This is a genomic window from Mycobacterium heidelbergense (assembly GCF_010730745.1).
Classification (GTDB): Bacteria; Actinomycetota; Actinomycetes; order Mycobacteriales; family Mycobacteriaceae; genus Mycobacterium; species Mycobacterium heidelbergense.
The window spans coordinates 2116126-2137957 of the sequence record NZ_AP022615.1 but is presented as its reverse complement, the minus strand read 5'-3'; the positions used below and the strand labels follow the sequence as shown (position 1 = coordinate 2137957).

Genomic DNA, 21832 nt, shown 5'->3' with positions numbered 1-21832 from the left:
GCTTGGCCGAGTGGCAATCTTCGGTCGGCTGACGGCGCGCCAGCGCCTCCGAAGAGCTACCCGGGAATCACTGGCGATCCCGGCCTTCAGCTCTACCGTCGATTGCACCCCCTGGGTGACGGGCGGACTTTGGCCGGCCGAGCTGTCGCCGGACACCCCCGAAACCGCCACGCTCGCAGAGTATCTGACGGCCGACCTGCAGCGGATCACGAGAAGCGCCAACGACGAGCTCAAGCTCGTCAGGCTGGCGGGGATGCCCGAGTTGGCCCGGCAAGCGGAAGAAGCCAGGGTCATCGACGAGGCCCGGGCCCGCGCCGGCAGGCGGGTGGAATCGACGATTCGTCAGTTACACGCGGTGGGGGACGGGCCGGCCGCCGAACGCCCGCATCCGCGGGATGCCGATCCCAGCGTCGACGCGCCCCCCGATGCCGCCCCGGAGCCCCCAGAAGCAGACGAAAGCGGACACGATGAAACGCCGATAATCGACCCGGAGGTCACCGAGCCGTCAGCCGCACGGGAATCCGATAACGAACGGTTGCAGCGGCTCCTTGCCTTCGTCGTCCATCAGGAGCCGCGACTGAATTGGGCTATCGCCGATCGCTCCGACGGCACCACGGTACTGGTCACCGACCTTGCCCACGGCTGGGTGCCTCCGGGCATCGCGCTCCCCCAAGGCGTGCGGCTGTTGGAGCCGGAGCGGCGCGGCGGCAAAGCCGCCGCGCTGGTCGGCGAGAGTGCACGCATCGTCATGTACGCCCCTGGGGATTCTCTTGGTCGACTGGATGACTTCGCCGAGACGAAGGCCTCGGTGCAAGCCCGCGAGCTGCCCTCGATTGAAGACCTGGGGTGGGAGCTGACCCAGGCCACGCACTGGCGCGACGGATTGCCGCGGATGGTGCACACGTTGGCCAGGGCCGCCGCCGCCGGAACCGGCGTCGCGGAAGAAGAGATCGATTTGTTGCGAGTGCATCTCGACACCGCGCGCTATCAGCTGTTGATCCAACATCCCAACGTCGACCCCGCGCTCTTGCTCAACTGCCTGTTGCTGGCCGCCACCGAAGGCGCGGTCACCGGAGACTCCACGTCGGCGAACTACCACCTCGCCTGGTTCCAGAAGCTCAGTACGCCGCCGGGCAGTGTCTAAATGGTCTCGCCCGCATGTTCGTCGGGGCGTGACTTGACGCGCCGAGACTGCGGTGGCGGCGACAGCAAGCCGGAAAAGCTAGCGCTGAGCGCAGACTCGACACGACAAACGCAGACTCGGTGCCAGCGATATCTGTCTGACAACAACCCCGACGAATTAACGGGTAAGACCACTAAGCCGCGGCTTTTCGCGCTCATCGCCCGCGGCCCGGCGGCCCGGCGAAGGCCTGAGCGATTTCCAGCCAGCGCCGCGCGTCGGGACCGTGCGCCGTGACGTCCAGCGCGCTCAGCGCGCGCCGCTGGGTCACCAAGAAGCAGAAGTCGGCGGCGGAGCCCGTGACCCGCTGGGCGGCGTCCGGCGGTCCCCAGGACCAGGTGTCGCCGCCGGGCCCGCGCAGCTCGACCAGAAACGGTTCGGTCGGCGGAGTCAGATTGTTGACGAAGAAGGCGTAGTCACGGGTGCGCACCCCGATATGCGCGATCGACCGCAGCCGCTCGGTGGCGGGCCGTTCGACGCCGAGGGAGTCGGCGACGTCAAGCCCGTGCGCCCAGGTCTCCATCAACCGGGCGGTCGCCATCGACGCCGCGCTCATCGGTGGCCCGAACCACGGCAGCTTGCGACCGTCGGGCACCGCCAGCAGCGCCTCGTGCAACCGCCCTCGGGTGGCCCGCCAGTCGGTGAGCAGCCCGGCCGGCGGCAGAGCCGCCAGTTCTTCGGCGCCCGCGTCGACGAAGCCGGTCGGCTCGGCCTGAGCGGCCCGCAGCACCTCGGCGAACCCGGCCTCATCGGTGACCGCGGTCAGGGCGACCCGGTCGGTCCACAACAGGTGCCCGATCTGGTGGGCGATGGTCCAGCCCGGCGCGGGCGTCGGGTCCGCCCAGCGGTGCGCCGGAAGCGGCGCCACCAACGCGTCGAGGTCGTCGCTTTCGGCGCGCAGGTCGGCCACAATCGGGGCGGCACCGGCCATCATCACCTCCGACCTTAGCTCTGGTTCGCGGGCTGGCCGCGGCGGCCGAGAATGCCGTGGACCGCCAGCCCGATCAGGTACAGCACCGACCCGAACAGCACAAAGGCCGGTGCGTGCCCGTTCTCGGGAATCACGGTCGCCGCCAACGTGATCGAGACGATGAACGCCACCCAGAACAGCGCGTCCTGTACCGCGAACACGTGCCCGCGAAGGGCGTCGTCGACGTCCATCTGCATCGCCGAGTCGGCGCACAGCTTGACCACTTGGCCGGCCACGCCGAGGAAAAAGCCGCACGCCACCATCACCGGAAGCAGCAGCGCGGCGCCGGGGATCTGGACGATCGCGGCGGCCGCCAGGGCGCCGTTTGCCGTGACGTAGCGCCCCCAGCGGCGCACCGCCGACGGCGTCAACACGTTGGCCAGGAAAGCCCCGAGACCCGAAGCGGCGAAGAACAGCAACGCAATACCCAGTCCGGCGGCCGCGGGATCGGCCACGTGATGCACCAGCACCAGCAGCAGCAGCGAATTGATCCCAACCACCATCCGATGGGCGGCCAGGCCCGACAGGGTGGCGGCGACCGTCGGACGCTGCACCACCGTGCGCGCGCCGTGCAGCCAGCCGGTGAACACCGCGTAGACGACCGAGCCGTGGATCGCGCGCTTGGTGTCATCCGGACCCAGCACGTGGGAGCCGAACCGGAATGACAGCAGCAGCGCGACCGCGATCGGGATCACGGTGAGGAAGATGATCGCCGAGGCGCCTTCGTCGCCCGCGCCGACGAAGAAGCGCGGCACCAGCATGAAGTTGGCGCCCAGGAAGGCCGCGACGGCACCCGACGCGGTGGCCACCGAGTTCATCGTCACGACCCGTTCGCGCGGCACCACGTGAGGCAGGGACGCCGACAGCCCTGACGCGACAAACCGGGCCAGGCCGTTGGCCAGCAGCGCCCCGATCAGCAGCGGTATGTCGCCGGCGCGGATGGCCAGAATGGTGCCGATCCCGGCAATCAGAACCAGGCGGCCCACGTTGGCGCCGACGAGCACCAGCCGTCGATCCCAACGGTCCATCAACGCGCCGGCGAACGGCCCGAGCAGGGAGTAGGGCAAAAACAGCACCGTGAACGCGCGCGCGATCGCCATCGGGTCGGCGGCGCGATCGGGATTGAACAACAGCGCTCCGGCGAGCCCCGCCTGGAAGAGACCATCGCCGAACTGGCTCGCCACGCGCACCTGTAGCAGCCGCCAGAAATCCGGCAAACTGCGCACTGACCGCCATAAGTCGACGGGTGCGCGCGACTGCATCCGGGTTTGAATCACAGAACCGACTTCCACGATTGGGGCTGGCACGATCGCCGCGGGCCCTAGAGTACAAAGCCGCCGCACCAACAGTACAAATATCCGGGGGCCAAGCTCGATTGCCCCGGCCGACGATGCGAAGGTGCGATGATGGGGTGGTGCCGCCACCCGAAGATCCAGAGGACTTTATCGCACCCGCCGCGCAGCGGGTGCGCGCCGGGACTTTGCTGCTCGCCAACACCGATCTTCTTGAACCGACGTTTCGGCGCAGCGTGATCTACATCGTGGAGCACAACGATGGCGGCACATTGGGCGTCGTGCTCAACCGCGCCAGCGAGACCGCGGTGTACAACGTGCTGCCGCAGTGGGCCAAACTGGTGGCCAAGCCCAAGACCATGTTCATCGGGGGGCCGGTCAAGCGCGACGCCGCCCTCTGTCTTGCGACGTTGCGGGTCGGCGCCGATCCGCAGGGCGTGCCGGGCCTGCGGCACGTCGCCGGTCGGATTGTGATGGTCGATCTCGACGCCGAGCCCGACGTCCTCGCCCCGCTGGTGGAGGGTGTGCGAATCTTCGCCGGCTACTCCGGCTGGACCATCGGTCAGCTTGAAGGCGAGATCGAGCGTGACGACTGGATTGTGCTGTCTGCCTTGCCATCTGATGTTTTGGTGGGCCCGAGGGCCGATTTGTGGGGGCAGGTGCTGCGCCGGCAGCCGTTGCCGCTTTCGTTGCTCGCCACCCACCCGATCGACGTGAGCCGAAACTAGGACCCTCAGTGGCAGGACTGCGTGCAGACGGCGCAGGTGCCACCGCAGCCGGGCGCCGTCGCCTCCTGGCGTAGCGCGAAGCGCGCGCTCTGCCACGACCCGGTGGCCAGCGTCCCGAGGGCCCCGGCGACACAGACGATCAGCACCACCAGTGCGGTGTTCGGGGAGGCGGCCAGCGCCACCGCCCCGCCGGCGGCCAGCATCACCGCCGCCGCCAGCTGGGTTGGCGCCATGGCGCGCAGCGCCAGCTGCGTGGTGGCCGCGCTGTCAGCGGCCTGGTTGTGGGAGAGCGACCAGGTCCCGAACCCGGCGGACGCCACCGCCGCACACACGCACAGCACGCCAGCGATCAACATGGCCTCACAATACGAGGCCGCCCACGCTTCCGCTCGCCCGGCTCCAGACCGCCGAGTCAGTGCCCTTGGAGGAAGGAAAAGTTCGGCAGGGGCGGCAACCCCGGCACCATGGTCAACAGGTTGGGCGCGGGCCGCGGGGCCACCTGGCTGGGCGCGACCGACTGCAGGGGAACCCCGACCGGTGCCGCCGTTCCGGCCGTCTGCGCCGGAACTCCGACCGGCACCGTGCCGGGCGCCTGCGCGGGAAGCCCGACCGGCGCCGCGCCGGACGCCTGCGGGGGAGCGGGCGCCGCGGCCCCGGGCACGGTCACCCGGAACCCGTTGATGATCGCGTCCGTGGCCGGCGCGTCTGCGATCGCCACCAAACGGTCCGTGGTCACCGACAGCGACACCAGGTATTTGTCACGCCCGGACGTCGCGATGACGTTGCGCCGCGAGGTGTTCAGCATCATGTCGCCGTCGCGGTACGTGCCCTCGATGATCGACGATGGGAAGCCGCCGAAGTCGGCCATTGACGCGTTGGTCGTCTGCCACGCGAGCAGCTTCTGGCTGTCGACGTAGCCGTGCGTGATGGCCTCTTTCGGATCGACGTTACCGACCAGCTTGTACACCACCACCTGCGCGTTCGATGTGTAAATGCTGTTGCCCTGCCGGTCGGCGATCACCGCGAACGCATCGGGGACGTTGGGATCCGGCACCTGAGTCCAGCGAGTGGGCACCGGCAGCGTGATGTCGAGCGCCTTGAGTCCCTGGGGCTTTTGCGCCTCGAGCTTGACGCCCTTCGACTGCAGGTATTCACGGATCGTGCCGGAGACGGCCGGGGTCAGCGCCGCCGGCGTGGCCGCGACGGGCGCGGGCGCGCCGGGAGTCGTCGCGGCGCCCGGCGGGGCGAACGGGTTTGTCGCCGGCGGGGCGGCGAGCAACCGGTTGCTGGGAACCTGGCCCGCGGCCGCCATCGCGCTCTGCGGCGCGGGGACGGCGGGGGCCGGAGGTGGCGCCGGAAGCAACGGATCGGCCGATGCGGTGGCACCCGCGAAGACCGTGACACCGATCGCGCCCGCGGCCAGACCTCCTGCGAGTACCCGCACCGTACGGGCGATCTCCATCATCTGCGTCGGTCCTTCCCATGGCTTTCCGATGGCTCGGGTGCCAGCACCCAGGGCTAGAGGCTGACTGTAACCAGTGGTCAAACGCGGTGAACAGGCCCGAAATCGACCTGGGATGAACCCCTGACCGGTGCGCAACGGAACCGAGACCAACCTGTGGCCGGCAAGCCCGCCGGGGCGGCCCTTATACCCTGTCCAGGTGACCGAATCCCCGACCGCCGGTGCACCCGAGCCGGAGTCCGACGCGCCGCCGTATCGCTACACCGCGGCGCTGGCGGCGCGTATCGAAAGCGGCTGGCAAGACAGCTGGGCGAAGCTCGGGACGTTCAACGTGCCGAATCCGGTCGGTGACCTGGCCCCGACGGACGGCACCCCGGTTCCCGACGACAAGCTGTTCGTGCAGGACATGTTTCCCTACCCCTCGGGTGAGGGACTGCACGTCGGCCACCCGCTGGGTTACATCGCCACCGACGTGTACGCCCGTTACTTCCGGATGACCGGCCATAATGTGTTGCACGCGTTGGGGTTTGACTCCTTCGGGTTGCCCGCCGAGCAATACGCGGTGCAGACCGGGACGCACCCGCGCACCAGGACCGAGGCCAACATCGTGAATTTCCGGCGCCAGCTGGGCCGGCTGGGTCTGGGCCACGACGGCCGGCGCAGCTTCTCGACCACCGACGTCGAGTTCTACAAGTGGACGCAGTGGATCTTCCTGCAGATCTACAACGCCTGGTTCGACACCGCGGCCAACAAGGCCCGTCCGGTCGCCGAGCTGATCGCGGAGTTCGATTCCGGCGCGCGCCGCCTAGACGACGGACGGGACTGGGCCACGCTGTCGGCGGGGGAGCAGGCGGACGTGATCGACGGCCACCGGCTGGTCTACCGGGCCGACTCGATGGTGAATTGGTGTCCGGGGCTGGGCACGGTGCTGGCGAACGAAGAGGTCACCGCCGATGGCCGCAGCGACCGCGGCAACTTCCCGGTATTCCGGAAGCGGTTGCGGCAGTGGATGATGCGCATCACCGCCTACGCCGACCGGCTGCTCGACGACCTGGACCTGCTGGACTGGCCGGAGCAGGTAAAGACCATGCAGCGCAACTGGATCGGCCGTTCCACCGGTGCGGAGGCGCTGTTCTCGGCGACCAAGACCAACGGCGACCCCACCGACATCGAGGTGTTCACCACCCGCCCGGACACCCTGTTCGGCGCGACGTACCTGGTGCTGGCCCCCGAGCACGACCTGGTCGACGAGCTGGTCGCCGCCGCCTGGCCGGACGGGGTCGACCCGTCGTGGACGTATGGCGCCGCCACACCCGTCGCCGCCGTCGCCGCCTACCGTCGCGCCATCGCCGCGAAATCAGACCTCGAGCGACAGGAGAGCCGAGAGAAGACCGGCGTCTTCCTGGGCAACCATGCGGCCAACCCGGCCAACGGCAAGCCGGTACCGATCTTCATCGCCGACTACGTGTTGGCCGGGTACGGCACCGGGGCGATCATGGCCGTGCCCGGCCACGACCAGCGTGACTGGGACTTCGCCCGAGAGTTCCGGCTGCCGGTGGTGGAAGTCATTGCCGGCGGCGACATTTCGCAGGCCGCGCACACGGGCGACGGCGTGCTGGTGAACTCCGGCTACCTCGACGGAATGGATGTGGCGGCGGCCAAGGAGGCCATCACCGCGCGTTTGGAATCCGAGGGCCGCGGCCGGGCGCGCATCGAATTCAAGCTGCGCGACTGGCTTTTCGCGCGGCAGCGGTATTGGGGTGAGCCGTTCCCGATCGTCTACGATGGCGACGGACGCCCGAACGCGCTCGACGAGGCCGCGCTGCCCGTCGAGCTGCCCGATGTGCCCGACTATTCGCCCGTGCTGTTCGACCCCGACGACGCCGACAGCGAGCCGTCGCCGCCGCTGGAGAAGGCGAGCGAGTGGGTGCACGTCGAGCTGGACCTGGGCGACGGCCTGAAGCCGTACACCCGCGACACCAACGTGATGCCGCAGTGGGCCGGCAGCTCCTGGTACGAGCTGCGCTACACCGACCCGCACAACTCAGAGCGGTTCTGCGCCAAGGAAAACGAAGCCTACTGGATGGGCCCGCGGCCCGCCGAGCACGGCCCGACCGACCCGGGCGGCGTCGACCTGTACGTCGGAGGCGCCGAACACGCCGTGCTGCACCTGCTGTATTCGAGGTTCTGGCACAAGGTGCTCTACGACCTGGGCCACGTCAGCTCCCGCGAGCCTTACCGCAGGCTGGTCAACCAGGGCTACATTCAGGCGTTCGCCTACACCGATGCCCGGGGGTCGTATGTGCCGGCCGACGACGTGATTGAACGCGACGGCCGCTTCGTCTACCACGGCCCAGACGGCGAGACCGAGGTCTTTCAGGAATTCGGGAAAATCGGTAAGAGCCTGAAGAATTCGATATCGCCCGACGAGATCTGCGACGAGTACGGCGCGGACACGCTGCGGGTGTACGAGATGTCGATGGGCCCGCTGGAAGCCTCGCGGCCCTGGGCCACCAAGGACGTCGTCGGCGCGCACCGTTTCCTGCAGCGGGTGTGGCGGCTGGTGATCGACGAGCAGACCGGCGACACCAGGGTGGTCGACGGGCAACAGCTGGACACCGGCACCCTGCGGGCGCTGCACCGCACCATCGCCGGAGTCTCCGAAGACTATGCGGCACTGCGCAATAACACCGCGGCGGCCAAGCTGATCGAGTACACCAACCACCTCACCAAGGAACACCGCGACTCGATGCCCCGCGCGGCGGTCGAGCCGCTGGTGCTGATGGTGGCGCCGCTGGCCCCGCACCTGGCCGAGGAGCTGTGGCTGCGGCTGGGCCACACCGCCTCGTTGGCGCACGGGCCGTTCCCGGAGGCCGATCCCGCCTACCTCGTCGACGACACGGTGGAATACCCGGTGCAGGTGAACGGCAAGGTGCGCGGACGGGTGGTGGTGGCCGCCGACGCCGACGCCGACACGCTGAAAGCGGCGGCCATTGCCGACGACAAGGTCCGGGCGTTCTTGGCCGGGGCCACCCCGCGCAAGGTGATCGTGGTCCCGGGCCGGCTGGTGAACCTGGTCCTCTGAGGCCTCGACACTCCGAAGGCCCATCGCACGGTTTACGGTCGGCCCGGCCGGAGCACCACCTCGTGAAGGTGGCCGTCGGGCGGTGTGGCCACCGCATTGGCCACCGCCGCCGCGACGGTTTCGGGCCGCAGAAAGTTGGCGGGATCGTAGTGGCCGCCTTCGAACGCGACGAGTTCGCGCTGCATGTCGGTGTCGGTGCGGCCGGGATAGATTGTGGTCACGCGCAGGTCCGGCTCGTCGTCGCGCAACGAGTCCGCGAAGGCCCGCAACGCGAACTTGCTCGCCGAATACGACGCCATGCCCGGCGAAACCCTGCGCCCCGCACCGGAGTTGATGAACACCACCCGGCCGCGGGCGCGTCGCAGCGCGGGCAACAGCGCCAGGGTAAGTTCCACCGTCCCAAAGACATTCACGGCGAAGGTGGCGCGCCATTCGTCGACGTTGGACTCGGCGACATGGCCGGGGATGGACACCCCCGCGTTGTGCACGAGCACGTCGAGTTCGTCGACGATTTCGCAGGCGGCCTCGATATCGTCGGTGTCGGTCAGGTCCAGCGGAAAAGTCGTGGCGCCCAGCCGCTCCGCGACGGCGTCGAGCCGATCGGACGGCCTCCCCGCCAACAGCAGGGTGTGGGTCGCGGACAGCGCCGTGGCGATAGCGGAACCGATGCCGCCGCTCGCGCCGGTGATGAGTGCAGTGGGCATGTGGCCTAGCTTACGTCAGCCGCCAATTCCGTTGAAAACCAGGCGCTTTCACGCCTGCTTGCGCGCCGCGGGCTCTCCTGCGGGGCCGGATTCGCCGGAGGCGAGGCGTTCGAGCGGCGCCAGCGCCTTGGTCAGGGTGTTCAGGTCGGCCTCGGGGAGTTGACTGAGCATCGCGGCCAGGGCCGCGCGCCGGTTGGCCAGCGACTCGCCGTGGACGGCCCGCCCGCGAGGGGTGATGTCGACCAGCACCGCCCGCAGGTCGGACGGGTCACGCGAACGCTTCACCAGCCCGATCTTCTCCAGCCGGCGGATCGCCACGGTGGTGGTGGGGGTTCGCACCCGTTCGTGCGCCGCCAGGTCGGTCATCCGAATGGGCCCCTGATCGAGCAGCGTGACCAGGATCGACAGCTGTGCCAACGTCAAGTCCCCGGCCGCCGCCCCGCTGGGGTCGCCGCGGCGCAGGATCGCAAAGAGCTTGGACAGCGCGCGGTGCAGACCTTCGGCAAGTTCCGCCACGTCGGCCGCGGTGGATTCGCTGTCCGCCATAAGTCGGCAGTCTAACCCGATATAGGTGGGGTATGAGGTAGCTATCGCGGACCAATCTTAGACCGTCAAAGCACCTGGGAGAGGAACCGCCGTAGCCGCTCGGTCTCGGCGGCTTCGAATATCTGCTCGGGAGGCCCGGATTCCACGACCCTGCCATGATCCATGAAAACGACGGTGTCGGATGCCGACCGGGCGAAGCCCATTTCGTGGGTGACGACCACCATGGTCATGCCGCCGGCGCCGAGGTCGGCGATGAGTTGCAGAATTCCCTTGACCATTTCGGGATCCAGCGCCGAGGTCGCCTCGTCGAAGAACATCACCTGCGGGGCCATTGCCAGCGCGCGGGCGATCGCGACCCGTTGTTGTTGCCCGCCGGACAGCGTGCCGGGGCGGGCATCGGCCTTGTGCTTCAGGCCAACTCGGTCCAGCTGGGTCAGCGCCAGGTCCCGGGCCGCGTCGGCAGAGAGCCGGCGGAATTTACGCGGCGCCAGCGCAACGTTTTTCAGCACGCTGAGATGCGGGAAGAGGTTGAAGTGCTGGAACACCATGCCGATGCGCTGGCGGAGCCGGTCGGGGTCGTCGCGCAACACCGACCGGCCGTCCAGCAGGATGTCGCCGCTATCGGGCTCATGCAGCCGGTTGAGGGTCCGCAGTAGCGTCGACTTGCCCGAGCCGGACGGTCCGATGACGGCGACCGTCCTGCCGGCGGGGGCGTCGATGTCAACGCCGCGCAGCACCGCCGTCCCGCCCAGGGTCTGGTGAATGCCCTTGGCCGCCAGCGACACTGGCGCGCGCGCCGCGGTGTCGGCGGTCACGTGACCTCCTGGCCGAATGTGGACGCCAGCATGTCGGCCTGCTCTTCGGGTTCGGTGGCGCGACGGCCGCGGCGAAGCCGGGCGTCGATGTAGTTCACCAAATGCGTTAACGGCACGGTCAATATCAAATAGAAGAGGCCGGCGGCCACCAACGGCGACAAGCTGCCGCTCTGCGCGTTGAGGTCCCGGCCCACCTGAAACAGCTCTCGCTGTTGGGCGACCAAACCCAGGAAGTACACCAGCGCGGAAGCCTTCAACAGGCCGATGAACTGATTGACCAGTGCCGGGAGCACCCGCCGTATTCCCTGCGGCACCACCACCAGCCGCATCGCGGCCGCATAGCTGAACCCAAGCGCACGGGAGGCTTCCAGTTGCCCGGGGTCAACGCTTTGAATTCCCGCGCGCAGAATCTCGCCGATGTAGGCGGCGGCCATCAATCCCAATGCAGCGATGCCCAACGGATAGGGATTCTTGTTCGTCAGCCCGCCCACCAACGGTCCGACGCCCATGCCGATGATCAGGATGATCACCACCTCGGGGAGGCCGCGGAAGATGTCGGTGTACACCCGCGCCGGCCAGCGCAGCCAGCGCGAATGCGAGATCCCGGCGATCGCCAGCACCATGCCCAGGGCCAGGCCGATGACGATGGCGCTGCTCGTCAGGATCAACGTGTTGGGCAACCCCGTGGTGAACAGGGTGGGGATGGCCTGTCGGTACATGTCCCAGTCGAAGAAGGAATCGCGCAGCTGGGCCAAGGTGGACTTCGGCGCGGCCGGGCCCACCGGCTCGCGATGGTGACTCGCGGCGATCGCGGCGAAGTCGGGCAGTTTTGGAGCGGGGGCGGCCCTCGACCCGGGTTTCCAGCCGGGCGGCAGCGTCCGCGGCACCCACCGCGAGTACAGGTCCGCCCAGGTGCCGTCGGCGATGACGGCGTCCAGCCCGGAGTTCAGCGCGTCGACCAGCGGCCGGTTGCCTTGGGCGACCGCGTAGGCCACGAAATTGCCTCGGCTGAAAGAGTTTGCGACGATCACCGCCGGGTCACCCGGTCGCAGTAGGGTCGACGCGAGAGTTCCGGGCGCCACCCACGCGTCGATCTGACCGGTCTTGAGGCTGGCGTACAGGGTGGCGAAGCCGGGGTACTTCACCGGTTGCAGGTGCAAGGTGTCGACGACGTACGACTCCTCGACGGTGCCCTGCACCACGCCGATGCGCTGGCCGGCGGCCAGATCGCTGAATTTGTGGATCGGCGAACCGGGGGGCACCACGAGCGAGTAGTAACCGAAGTCGTAGCCATTGGTGAACGCGACGGTGCGACGACGCTCGTCGGTGGCTTTCACCGATGCCGAGCCGACGTCGAAGCGCCGGGACGCCACCTGGGCGAGCAGCGCGGAGAAATCCGTGCTGACAAAGCTGATTCGGAGACCCAGCTTGCCGGCGACGGCGCGCAACAGCTGGTTGTCGAAGCCGCTGAATTCGCCGGTGGGGTTGATGCAGACGTCGGGCGGGGCGTCCGACAGCGTGCCGACCGTCAGGACGCCCGGCGTGCCGAGGCCCAATGCGCCGACGTCGACCGAGCCGAGCGGCTCGACGCCCGCCGTGGTGTCCCGGTCGTCGGGCTCGGTGGTCGTGGTCTCGGTCAGGTCCTTCGGCAAGACGCGCGCGCTCTCCAGGCCGGCGGGCGCGCACTGGTTCCAGTCGGCGGCCGCGGGCGCGGGCATTGCCAGGCCGCACGCCATCAACGTCGTCATGGCCAGCGCGACGAGCTTTCGGCGCTTGGTGCGCCGGTCCGGACGGGAACTCATCACCGACACCGTATCGACCGGCCGGCGGCCCAGCGCGTTTACAGCGCGATCGACGGCTCGCCGGGGGCCACGTCGACGCCGGCGAGTACCCGGGGAGAGCCGGCAACAACTCGGCCAATGTCGTCGGGCGCGGAGAACACCCTGCGCCGATACAGTTCGGCCAGCATGGTCTGGGCCATCAGGTAGGACCGGCCGACGCACGCCGCCCGCGCGGCCTCGGGGTCATGCCGGTGTATCGCGGAGGTCTCGTCTTCGTAGAACGGCAACATGTCGTCGCGGCTGCACTGGTAGGTCATCCAGAACACCCGGGGGATGAGGTTTTGCGAAGCGCGGATCGTGGCGTGCAGCCGCGGTCCCGCGTATTCGTCGTTGATCGTGTGCCGATATTCGGCGGCGATTTCGGAGAAGACCCGCGAGTCCTTCGCGGAGCGTAACGATCGCATGAGCGCGTCGACCTGACCCAGAATCCGCGGCGTGGGATTGGTGGCCGCGCGCGCCGAGGCGATGCCGTTAAGCAGGCCGTCGAGTTCGTGATGTTCGAGGACGGTGGCCTCGTCGAACCGCTCGACGAACGCGCCCCGGTGATAGCGGGTGGACACGATGCCGTCGTGTTCCAGTTGAACCAGCGCTTCTTGAATGGGGACCCGGCTGACCCCCAGGCCAACCGCGATCTCGTTGCGGTCGACGCGGTCGCCGCTGCGCAGTTTCCCGGTCAGCACCAGGTTGAGGATGTGCGCGACGACCTGGTCCTTTTCCTTGACCCCGTATTTCTTCGGCATTCGCTTTTTGAGTCTCTTTCAAACCCGCTTCGGCCATCCAGCGGTGAGAGTTTCTCATGACTTGCCGCGGGCTTCCAGATGTTCGGCGGATGAAGCGGAGCCAAACGCGAATGGACGGAATTACCGACTATCGCGCCAATTGCAACCCGCGGTCTGCGACGGCAGAAGCGGCCCCCGGCTCAGCGCGCGTCCAGCACCCCGCGCAGCAGCTCTATCAGGACGCGGGGCTGGTCGCTCTGCACGGAGTGCCCCGCATTTTCGACGACGTGTGCGGTACGGAAATTGGTTGCGCGCCTGCGGAGTTCGGCCGCGTCCTCGTCGGTGACGAAACCTGATGAGCCCCCGCGTATGAGGGTGATGGGCGCGGCCAGCGCGTCGACGTCGTCCCACAAACCGCCGAAGTCGGGTACGGCTCGGATGGCGTCGTAGCGCCACGTCCAGCTGCCGTTGTCGAGCCGGCGGGAGTTGTGGAATACGCCGCGGCGCAGCGCCTTGACCTCCCGGTGGGGGGCCGCGGCGACGGTCAGGTCGAGCATGGCCTGGAAGCTGGGGAACTCTCGTTCGCCGTGCATGAGCGCCACCGTGCCCTGCTGCTCAGCGGTCAGTTCCGCGTGCCGCTGCAGCGCCGACGGGGTGACGTCGATCAGGACCAGTTCGGGCACCAGGTCGGGGGCCACCGCGGCCAGCCGTATCGCGGTCAAGCCGCCCAGCGACATGCCGACCACGAGGTCGGCGGTCGGCGCCAGCTCGCGAAGAGCCGGCACCAGGGCATCGGCGTTGTGCCGCGGCGAGTAGTCGCCGTCCTCGCGCCAGGCGGAATGGCCGTGACCGGGAAGGTCCACCGCCAGCGCCGGCTCACCGACACCGACGATCACGGTGTCCCAGGTGTGCGCGTTCTGCCCGCCGCCGTGCAGAAAGACGATCCGTGGGGGACGGGCGCCAAACCGTAGCGCGCTGATCCTGTCCACGTCGACCCGCTCCACGTCGGGCAGCGGACCCGCAACGCCGGCCTGCTCGGCGTTCTCGGCCAGCAGCGAGAACTCGGACAATTCCGCCAGGCCGTCCTCAGACATGTCGGTCACGATCTCCGACTCTACGATCTACGCGCCACGATCTACGCGTCGAGATCTACACGTCACGATCTACGCGTCGAACGTCACGCTGGCGTGCCGCTGGGCGCCGAACGTCACGCTGACGTGACGCTCGGCGAAGGGCGAGCTAGCCGACGATGAACTCCTCGAGCTGGGTGCGCGCGACGTCGTCGGGCAGCTGCTTGGGCGGGCTCTTCATCAGGTACGCCGACGCCGGGACCACCGGTCCGCCGATGCCGCGGTCCTTGGCGATCTTGGCCGCCCGCACCGCGTCGATGATGACGCCGGCCGAGTTCGGCGAGTCCCACACCTCGAGCTTGTATTCCAGGTTCAGCGGCACGTCACCGAAAGCACGGCCCTCCAGCCGGACGTAGGCCCACTTGCGGTCGTCGAGCCAGCCCACGTGGTCGGACGGTCCGATGTGCACGTCCTTGGTCTTGAACTCGCGCTGCAGGTTCGACGTGACTGCCTGGGTCTTCGAGATCTTCTTGGACTCCAGCCGCTCGCGCTCGAGCATGTTGAGGAAGTCCATGTTGCCGCCCACATTGAGCTGCATGGTGCGGTCGAGCTGTACCCCGCGATCTTCGAACAGCTTGGCCAGCACCCGGTGCGTGATGGTCGCGCCAACCTGGCTCTTGATGTCGTCGCCGACGATCGGCACGCCGGCGTCGGCGAACTTCTTGGCCCACACGGGGTCCGAGGCGATGAACACCGGCAGCGCGTTGACGAACGCCACGCCGGCGTCGATGGCGCACTGGGCGTAGAACTTGTCGGCCTCGTCGGATCCCACCGGCAGGTAGGACACCAGCACGTCGACCTCGGCCTCCTTGAGGACCTGCACCACGTCGACGGGCTCCGCGTCGGACAGCTCGATGGTGTCGGCGTAGTACTTGCCGATGCCGTCCAGCGTCGGTCCGCGCTGCACCACCACATTGGTGGGCGCCACGTCGGCGATCTTGATCGTGTTGTTCTCCGACGCGAAGATCGCGTCGGACAGGTCGAAGCCGACCTTCTTCGCGTCCACGTCGAACGCGGCCACGAACTTCACGTCGCGAACGTGGTACGGGCCGAACCGCACGTGCATGAGGCCCGGTACCGTCGACGTTTCGTCGGCGTTCTGGTAGTACTCGACGCCCTGAACCAGCGAGGACGCGCAGTTTCCGACGCCGACGATGGCGACTCGTACCTCCGTCGACGCCTGCGGCGCCCCTAACGGCTTGTGGTCACTCATAGGGCGTTCTCCTAACTCCATAAAACTTCTTGTCTTGGGTGTTCTCGTGTCGTGCAGGGGTTTTACATCTATTCGGAAAGACCGGGCATGGCCCGTTCGGCGGCGATGAGTTCGTTGAGCCACTTGACTTCGCGCTCGCTGGACTCGAGCCCAAGTTGATGCAGTTGGCGGGTGTAGCGGTCGAACGAGCTGCTCGCCCGCGCCACCGCCTCACGCAGGCCTTCGCGGCGCTCCTCGACCTGGCGCCGGCGGCCCTCCAGGATGCGCATCCGCGCCTCGGCCGGCGTGCGGTTGAAGAAGGCCAGGTGTACCCCGAAGCCGTCGTCGGTGTAGTTGTGCGGGCCGGTGTCGGCCACCAGCTCGCCGAAGCGCCGCCGGCCCGCGTCGGTCAGTTGGTAGACCCGCCGGGCGCGCCGCACCGGGGTTCCGGCCGGGGCGGCGTTCTCGGCAATCAACCCCTCGGCCTGCATGCGCCGCAGCGCCGGGTATAGCGATCCGTACGAGAACGCCCGAAACGCGCCGAGTAGTCCGGTGAGCCGCTTGCGCAACTCGTACCCGTGCATCGGCGATTCGATCAGGAGACCCAGGATGGCGAGCTCGAGCATCGACTCACCTCCTTTGCATGGGCAGTTACGACGGTCCGACGCCTCGCGTCATCGTATCGTCTCGATATATTCGTCACAACACCACCTGGTGTTGGTGCGGCATTGACCACAGGGGCCGGCGACGTGCTCGTGCTCGGGTGACCCGGCGGCCGGGGCCCGTGAACGCTCTCGGTTGCGTAACGGTGGTGCGGATGGCCACGTACTCTGGTCACCGTGCGACTGCAGCGACAGATGGTGGACTACGCGCTTCGGCGCCGCTCACTGCTCGCCGAGGTCTACTCGGGGCGCACCGGCGTGTCCGAGGTATGTGATGCCAACCCGTACCTGCTGCGCGCGGCGAAGTTTCACGGCAAGCAGAGCCAGGTGATGTGCCCGATCTGCCGCAAGGAGCAGCTCACCCTGGTGTCGTGGGTGTTCGGCGACCACCTGGGTGCGGTATCCGGCTCGGCGCGCACCGCCGAAGAGTTGGTGATGCTGGCGACCCGCTACGAGGAGTTCGCGGTCCACGTGGTCGAGGTGTGCCGAACCTGCAGCTGGAATCACCTCGTGAAGTCGTATGTGATGGGTGCGGCACGCCCACCCAAGGGCACCCGCGGCACGCGGACGGCGCGCAACGGCGCACGCACGGCCATTGAGTAACGAAGGGCGCCACGACCAGTCGTCCGGCGACGCGGACGAATCGGCAACCGAGCGCGTGGGCGAGCAGACCGGCACCGACCGCCCGGACGCCCCCGATCGTCCGGGCCCCAGGCGGCGCCGTCTGGTCGCTCCCGACGACCGGTTGACCACGATCCTGCCGCCCGTCATTGACGACAGGTCGCCCCGCCGGCCCGATCCGATCGACGAGGTCAAGGCCGCGTTGGACGGGCGGGCGGCGGCGTCTTCTCTGCGGCGCGACCGGCCGATCCCTGGAAGCCGCCCACCGGAAGGACCTCCACCGCCGCCCGAGCGGCCCGATGGACCCGGTCAACCGGGCGACAGAGTCCCGCGACAGCGGGTCGATTGGAGCAGGGCCCAGCAGATCAACTGGCTGTGGGTGCGACGAGCGGCCTACCTCACCGCGGCGGTGCTGGTGCTGTTGCCGATCGTCACCTTCGCCATGGCCTACTTCATCGTCGATATCCCCAAGCCGGGCAACATCCGTACCAACCAGGTCTCGACAATCCTGGCCAGCGACGGCTCGGAGATCGCCAAAATTGTTCCGCCCGAAGGTAATCGGGTCGACATCAACATCAGCCAGGTGCCCGTGCATGTGCGTCAGGCGGTGATCGCCGCGGAAGACCGCAACTTCTATTCCAACCCGGGGTTCGACCTGACCGCCTTCGTGCGGGCGGTGCAGAACAATCTGTTCGGCAGCGGCGATCTGCAGGGCGGTTCGACGATCACCCAGCAGTATGTGAAGAACGCGCTGGTCGGTTCGGCGCAACACGGGTTCAGCGGCCTGATGCGCAAGGCCAAGGAGTTGGTCATCGCCACCAAGATGTCGGGTGAGTGGTCCAAAGACGATGTGCTGCAGGCGTATCTGAACATCATCTACTTCGGCCGGGGTGCCTACGGTATTTCCGCCGCCGCCAAGGCCTATTTCGACAAGCCGGTCGAGCAGCTCACCATTTCGGAGGGGGCGCTCTTGGCGGCGCTGATTCGGCGGCCGTCCACGCTGGATCCGGCCGTCGATCCCAAAGGCGCCGTTGCCCGGTGGAACTGGGTGCTCGACGGCATGGTGGAGACCAAGGCCCTGTCGCCGAGTGATCGTGCCGCGCAGGTGTTTCCGCCGACCGTACCGCCCGATCAGGCCCGCGCGCAGAACAAGACCACCGGCCCCAACGGGCTGATCGAGCGCCAGGTGACCAAAGAGCTGCTGGAGCTGTTCAACATCGACGAGCAGACCCTGAACACACAGGGGCTTCAGGTCACCACCACGATCGAGCCGAAAGCCCAACAGTCCGCGGAGAAGGCGGTGTCGAAATACCTCGACGGGCAGGACCCCGACATGCGGGCCGCCGTGGTTTCGATCGATCCGCGCAACGGCGCGATACGCGCCTATTACGGCGGCCCCGACGCCAACGGCTTCGACTTCGCGCAGGCCGGGCTGCAGACGGGATCGTCGTTCAAGGTGTTCGCGCTGGTTGCCGCGCTCGAACAGGGGATCGGCCTGGGCTACCAGGTCGACAGCTCACCGCTCACCGTCAACGGCATCAAGATCACCAACGTGGACGGCGAAAGCTGTGGGACCTGCAATATCGCTGAGGCGCTCAAACTTTCGCTCAATACCGCCTATTACCGGCTGATGCTCAAACTCAAGGGCGGACCGCAGGCCGTCGCGGACGCCGCGCACCAAGCCGGTGTGGCGGCCAGCTTCCCCGGCGTCGAGCACACGCTCTCCGAGGATGGCAAGGGCGGACCACCCAACAATGGGATTGTGCTGGGTCAGTACGAAACCCGGCCGATCGACATGGCTTCGGCGTACGCCACGTTGGCCGCCTCCGGCATGTACCACCGGCCGCACCTGGTGCAAAAGGTCGTCAACGCGGAAGGCCAAGTGCTTTTCGACGCGGGCGGCTCGGACAACGGCGGCGAGCAGCGCATCGACAAGGGCGTGGCGGACAACGTCACCGCCGCGATGCAGCCGATCGCCGGCTATTCGCGCGGCCACAACCTGGCCGGCGGACGTCCGTCGGCGGCCAAAACCGGCACGGTGCAGTTGGCCGACACCCAGGCCAACAAGGATGCCTGGATGGTCGGGTACACGCCGTCGCTGTCGACGGCCGTGTGGGTCGGCACCGTTCAGGACAACGTGCCGCTGGTAACGGCCTCGGGCGCAGAGGTTTACGGTTCCGGCCTGCCGTCGGACATGTGGAAGTCCACCATGGATGGCGCCCTGAAGGGCACCCCCAACGAAAGCTTCCCGAAGCCGACCGAGATCGGCGGCTACGCGGGCGTGCCCGCCGCGCCGCCCCCGCCGCCTCCGCCGCCGTCGGTGACCGTCATCCAGCCCACCATCGAAGTGGCGCCGGGCATCACCATCCCGGTCGGTCCCCCCACGACGATCACCGCCCCGCCGCCACCACCGGGCGGCTACCAGCCGGGTGGCGTCCCGCCGGGCGGCCCGCAAGCACCCCCACCGGGTGGCTACCAGCCGGGCGGCGTCCCGCCGGGCGGCCCGCAAGCGCCCCCGCCGCCACCGTGACCGGCGCGCGGCACCAGAGCGCCGCCATCTCACCGCTGCCCCTGGCCGCGGACCTGCGTAACGCCGACAACCGGGATTGTCCTAGCCGCACAGACTTTTTGGGCGCGGCTCTGGCGGACGTGGCGGGGGGCCCGGTGGGCCGGCACGCGCTGATCGGGCGGTCCCGGGTGATGACGCCGGTGCGAGTCATGTTCCTGATCGCCCTGGTGTTCCTGGCTCTCGGCTGGTCGACGAAGGCGGCCTGCCTGCAGAGCAGCGGCACCGGGACGGGTGACCAACGGGTCGCCAATTGGGAAAACCAACGCGCCTACTACGAGTTGTGCTACTCCGATACGGTGCCTCTCTACGGCGCGGAGTTGTTGAACCAGGGCAAGTTTCCGTATAAGTCGAGCTGGATCGAGACCGACTCCAACGGCGCGCCGCAGACCCGCTACGACGGGCGGCCCGCTGTGCGATACATGGAGTATCCGGTGCTGACCGGCGTCTACCAATACGTGTCGATGGCAGTGGCCAAGACCTACACCGCGCTGAGCAAGCTCGCACCTCTTCCGGTGGTCGCCGAGGTGGTGATGTTCTTCGACGTCGCGGCATTCGGGTTGGCGTTGGCGTGGCTGGCGACGGTGTGGGCAACGGCGGGCCTGTCGGGCCGGCGAATCTGGGACGCGGCCCTGGTGGCCGCCTCGCCGCTGGTGATCTTTCAGATATTCACCAACTTCGACGCGCTGGCAACGGCATTCGCGATGGGAGGACTGTTGGCGTGGGCTCGGCGCAAACCCGTGCTTGCCGGCGTGCTGATCGGATTGGGCGCCGCGGCCAAGCTGTATCCGCTGTTGTTCCTGGGCCCAATGCTGGTGCTGGGCATCCGGACCGGGCGCCTTCGTGCGCTGGGACGCACCGCGGGGACGGCCGCGGCGACCTGGTTGTTGGTGAACCTGCCGGTGTTGGTGCTCTTTCCGCGGGGCTGGTCGGAGTTCTTCCGGCTCAACGCCCGCCGCGGCGACGACATCGACTCGCTGTACAACGTCGTGAAATCGTCCACCGGCTGGCGCGGTTTCGATCCTAAACTGGGCTTCTGGGAGCCACCCACGATGTTGAACGCCGTGGTCGCCGTGTTGTTTGCACTGTGTTGCGCGGCAATCGCTTACGTCGTGCTCACGGCTCCGCGCCGGCCGCGGGTGGCGCAGCTGGCGTTCCTGGTGGTCGCGGCCTTCCTGTTGACCGGCAAGGTGTGGAGCCCCCAGTTCTCGCTGTGGCTGGTCCCGCTGGCGGTGCTGGCGTTGCCGCATCGGCGAATCCTGCTGGCGTGGATGACGATTGACGCGCTGGTGTGGGTACCGCGGATGTACTACCTGTACGGCAATCCCGACCGGGGGCTCCCCGGGCAGTTCTTCACCACGACGGTGTTGGTGCGCGACGCCGCCGTCGTGGCGCTGTGCGCCCTGGTGATTCGCCAGATATACCGTCCCGACGAGGACCTGGTGCGCTGGAACGGGCGCGTGGACGATCCGGCGGGCGGTCCGTTTGACCGCGCCCCCGACGCCCCGCCCGGCTGGCTGCCCGTCTGGCTGCGTCCGCCCGGGTTGCGCCGCTCGGCCGCGTGCGCGTCCGAAACCGGTGCCGAAGCAGCGATCGGTGTGACGCAAGCATGACGTTGGTCGCGATCCCGCTGTTTCCCCGGTTCACGGCGCTCGACGCCGTGGGTCCTTACGAAGTGCTGCAACGCATTCCGTCGTTCGACGTGGTGTTCGTGGGGCACCGCCGGGGCGAGGTGCGCACGGAGAGCGGGATGCTCGGCGTCACCTGCGACGCCGCCTTCGACGAAGTCGCCGCCCCCGATGTGGTGGTGGTCCCCGGCGGGATCGGAACCCGCCGGCTGATCCACGACGACGCCGTCCGCGCTTGGCTGCAATCGGTACACCCCACCACCACGTTCACCACATCCGTGTGCACCGGTGCGCTGTTGCTGGCCGCCGCGGGCCTGCTCGACGGACTCACCGCGACGACTCACTGGAGGGCCGCGGACCTGCTCAACGAGTTGGGTGCGCGCTATGTCCCCGAACGAGTCGTCGAGCACCTACCGCAGCGACTCATCACCCCCGCCGGTGTGTCGAGCGGCATCGACATGGCCTTGCGGCTGGTCGAGCTGCTTGTCGATCGAGAGGCCGCACAGGCCGCACAGCTGCTCATCGAATACGACCCGCAGCCGCCGTTCGACACGGGTGCGCTCGCCAAGGCCGATGAGGCCACCGTGGCCAGGGCCAACGAATACCTGCAAAGCCGGCAGTGAGCGCGCTGCTCGCACGAGTAGAGGGGTCTATCGGGAACCAGATCACCCTGGTCTGCGTCCGAATAGAT

Annotated in this window: 18 protein-coding genes and 1 pseudogene; 7 read left to right on the top strand and 12 right to left on the bottom strand. The window is 68.1% G+C overall.

Annotated elements, in window-relative coordinates; all coding sequences use genetic code 11:
* Positions 1 to 10 precede the first annotated feature (10 nt).
* Complete coding sequence (locus G6N25_RS10040; RefSeq protein ID WP_083075431.1) at positions 11 to 1144, top strand: DUF5631 domain-containing protein; 1134 nt, start codon at positions 11 to 13, stop codon at positions 1142 to 1144.
* Positions 1145 to 1337: 193 nt separating this feature from the next.
* On the opposite strand, the gene G6N25_RS10035 is transcribed toward G6N25_RS10040, so the two are convergent.
* A complete protein-coding gene (locus G6N25_RS10035; protein ID WP_083075457.1) occupies positions 1338 to 2111 on the bottom strand; it encodes a TIGR03084 family metal-binding protein in 774 nt (257 codons plus the stop codon).
* A gap of 14 nt (positions 2112 to 2125) precedes the next feature.
* Positions 2126 to 3412 carry an MFS transporter gene (locus G6N25_RS10030; protein ID WP_083075432.1) on the bottom strand — a complete coding sequence of 429 codons (1287 nt, stop codon included), beginning with the start codon at positions 3410 to 3412 and terminating at the stop codon, positions 2126 to 2128.
* A 149-nt stretch (positions 3413 to 3561) separates the two neighbouring features.
* On the opposite strand from G6N25_RS10030, the gene G6N25_RS10025 reads away from it, so the two are divergent.
* Positions 3562 to 4170 carry a YqgE/AlgH family protein gene (locus tag G6N25_RS10025; RefSeq protein ID WP_142272751.1) on the top strand — a complete coding sequence of 203 codons (609 nt, stop codon included), beginning with the start codon at positions 3562 to 3564 and terminating at the stop codon, positions 4168 to 4170.
* Positions 4171 to 4175: 5 nt separating this feature from the next.
* On the opposite strand, the gene G6N25_RS10020 is transcribed toward G6N25_RS10025, so the two are convergent.
* On the bottom strand, positions 4176 to 4526 hold the full coding sequence (locus tag G6N25_RS10020; protein WP_083075435.1) for a hypothetical protein: 351 nt from the start codon (positions 4524 to 4526) through the stop codon (positions 4176 to 4178).
* Positions 4527 to 4582: 56 nt separating this feature from the next.
* Complete coding sequence (locus G6N25_RS10015) at positions 4583 to 5635, bottom strand: LpqN/LpqT family lipoprotein (protein WP_083075437.1); 1053 nt, start codon at positions 5633 to 5635, stop codon at positions 4583 to 4585.
* Between the two features lie 196 nt (positions 5636 to 5831).
* On the opposite strand from G6N25_RS10015, the gene leuS reads away from it, so the two are divergent.
* Complete coding sequence (gene leuS, locus G6N25_RS10010) at positions 5832 to 8717, top strand: leucine--tRNA ligase (RefSeq protein WP_083075458.1); 2886 nt, start codon at positions 5832 to 5834, stop codon at positions 8715 to 8717.
* A gap of 32 nt (positions 8718 to 8749) precedes the next feature.
* Here the strand turns inward: leuS and G6N25_RS10005 are convergent, their stop codons facing one another.
* From G6N25_RS10005 to G6N25_RS09970, 8 genes and pseudogenes are all read right to left on the bottom strand, one after another.
* Positions 8750 to 9421, bottom strand: a complete 672-nt coding sequence (locus tag G6N25_RS10005; RefSeq protein WP_083075438.1) for an SDR family oxidoreductase — start codon at positions 9419 to 9421, stop codon at positions 8750 to 8752.
* Between the two features lie 48 nt (positions 9422 to 9469).
* Entirely contained in the window at positions 9470 to 9967 is a 498-nt protein-coding gene (locus G6N25_RS10000) for a MarR family winged helix-turn-helix transcriptional regulator (RefSeq protein WP_083075440.1), read from the bottom strand.
* A gap of 65 nt (positions 9968 to 10032) precedes the next feature.
* Positions 10033 to 10782 carry an amino acid ABC transporter ATP-binding protein gene (locus G6N25_RS09995; RefSeq protein ID WP_083075441.1) on the bottom strand — a complete coding sequence of 250 codons (750 nt, stop codon included), beginning with the start codon at positions 10780 to 10782 and terminating at the stop codon, positions 10033 to 10035.
* Positions 10779 to 12584 (bottom strand): ABC transporter substrate-binding protein/permease, encoded by a 1806-nt coding sequence (locus G6N25_RS09990; protein WP_083075459.1) that lies wholly within the window; start codon positions 12582 to 12584, stop codon positions 10779 to 10781. The genes G6N25_RS09995 and G6N25_RS09990 overlap by 4 nt, the downstream gene beginning before the upstream one ends.
* Before the next feature lie 64 nt (positions 12585 to 12648).
* Positions 12649 to 13363, bottom strand: a pseudogene (locus G6N25_RS09985) (GntR family transcriptional regulator); the annotation flags it as partial.
* 179 nt (positions 13364 to 13542) lie between these two features.
* The gene (locus G6N25_RS09980) at positions 13543 to 14436 is read right to left on the bottom strand and encodes an alpha/beta fold hydrolase (RefSeq protein ID WP_142272754.1); all 894 of its coding nucleotides are present in this window, start codon (positions 14434 to 14436) and stop codon (positions 13543 to 13545) included.
* A gap of 145 nt (positions 14437 to 14581) precedes the next feature.
* The gene (locus tag G6N25_RS09975) at positions 14582 to 15685 is read right to left on the bottom strand and encodes an inositol-3-phosphate synthase (protein WP_083075446.1); all 1104 of its coding nucleotides are present in this window, start codon (positions 15683 to 15685) and stop codon (positions 14582 to 14584) included.
* 68 nt (positions 15686 to 15753) lie between these two features.
* Positions 15754 to 16290, bottom strand: coding sequence for a PadR family transcriptional regulator (locus G6N25_RS09970; RefSeq protein ID WP_083075447.1), 537 nt, complete (start codon positions 16288 to 16290; stop codon positions 15754 to 15756).
* 213 nt (positions 16291 to 16503) lie between these two features.
* On the opposite strand from G6N25_RS09970, the gene G6N25_RS09965 reads away from it, so the two are divergent.
* From G6N25_RS09965 to G6N25_RS09950, 4 genes are read left to right on the top strand one after another with little or no spacing between them, the layout of a single operon-like run.
* The gene (locus tag G6N25_RS09965) at positions 16504 to 16929 is read left to right on the top strand and encodes a DUF5318 family protein (protein ID WP_083075449.1); all 426 of its coding nucleotides are present in this window, start codon (positions 16504 to 16506) and stop codon (positions 16927 to 16929) included.
* 55 nt (positions 16930 to 16984) lie between these two features.
* Positions 16985 to 19477, top strand: a complete 2493-nt coding sequence (locus G6N25_RS09960; RefSeq protein ID WP_163672595.1) for a transglycosylase domain-containing protein — start codon at positions 16985 to 16987, stop codon at positions 19475 to 19477.
* The gene (locus G6N25_RS09955) at positions 19474 to 21126 is read left to right on the top strand and encodes a glycosyltransferase family 87 protein (protein ID WP_083073086.1); all 1653 of its coding nucleotides are present in this window, start codon (positions 19474 to 19476) and stop codon (positions 21124 to 21126) included. The genes G6N25_RS09960 and G6N25_RS09955 overlap by 4 nt, the downstream gene beginning before the upstream one ends.
* A complete protein-coding gene (locus G6N25_RS09950) occupies positions 21123 to 21764 on the top strand; it encodes a DJ-1/PfpI family protein (protein WP_083073085.1) in 642 nt (213 codons plus the stop codon). Before G6N25_RS09955 ends, G6N25_RS09950 begins: the two co-directional genes overlap by 4 nt.
* The last annotated feature ends 68 nt before the right edge of the window (positions 21765 to 21832 follow it).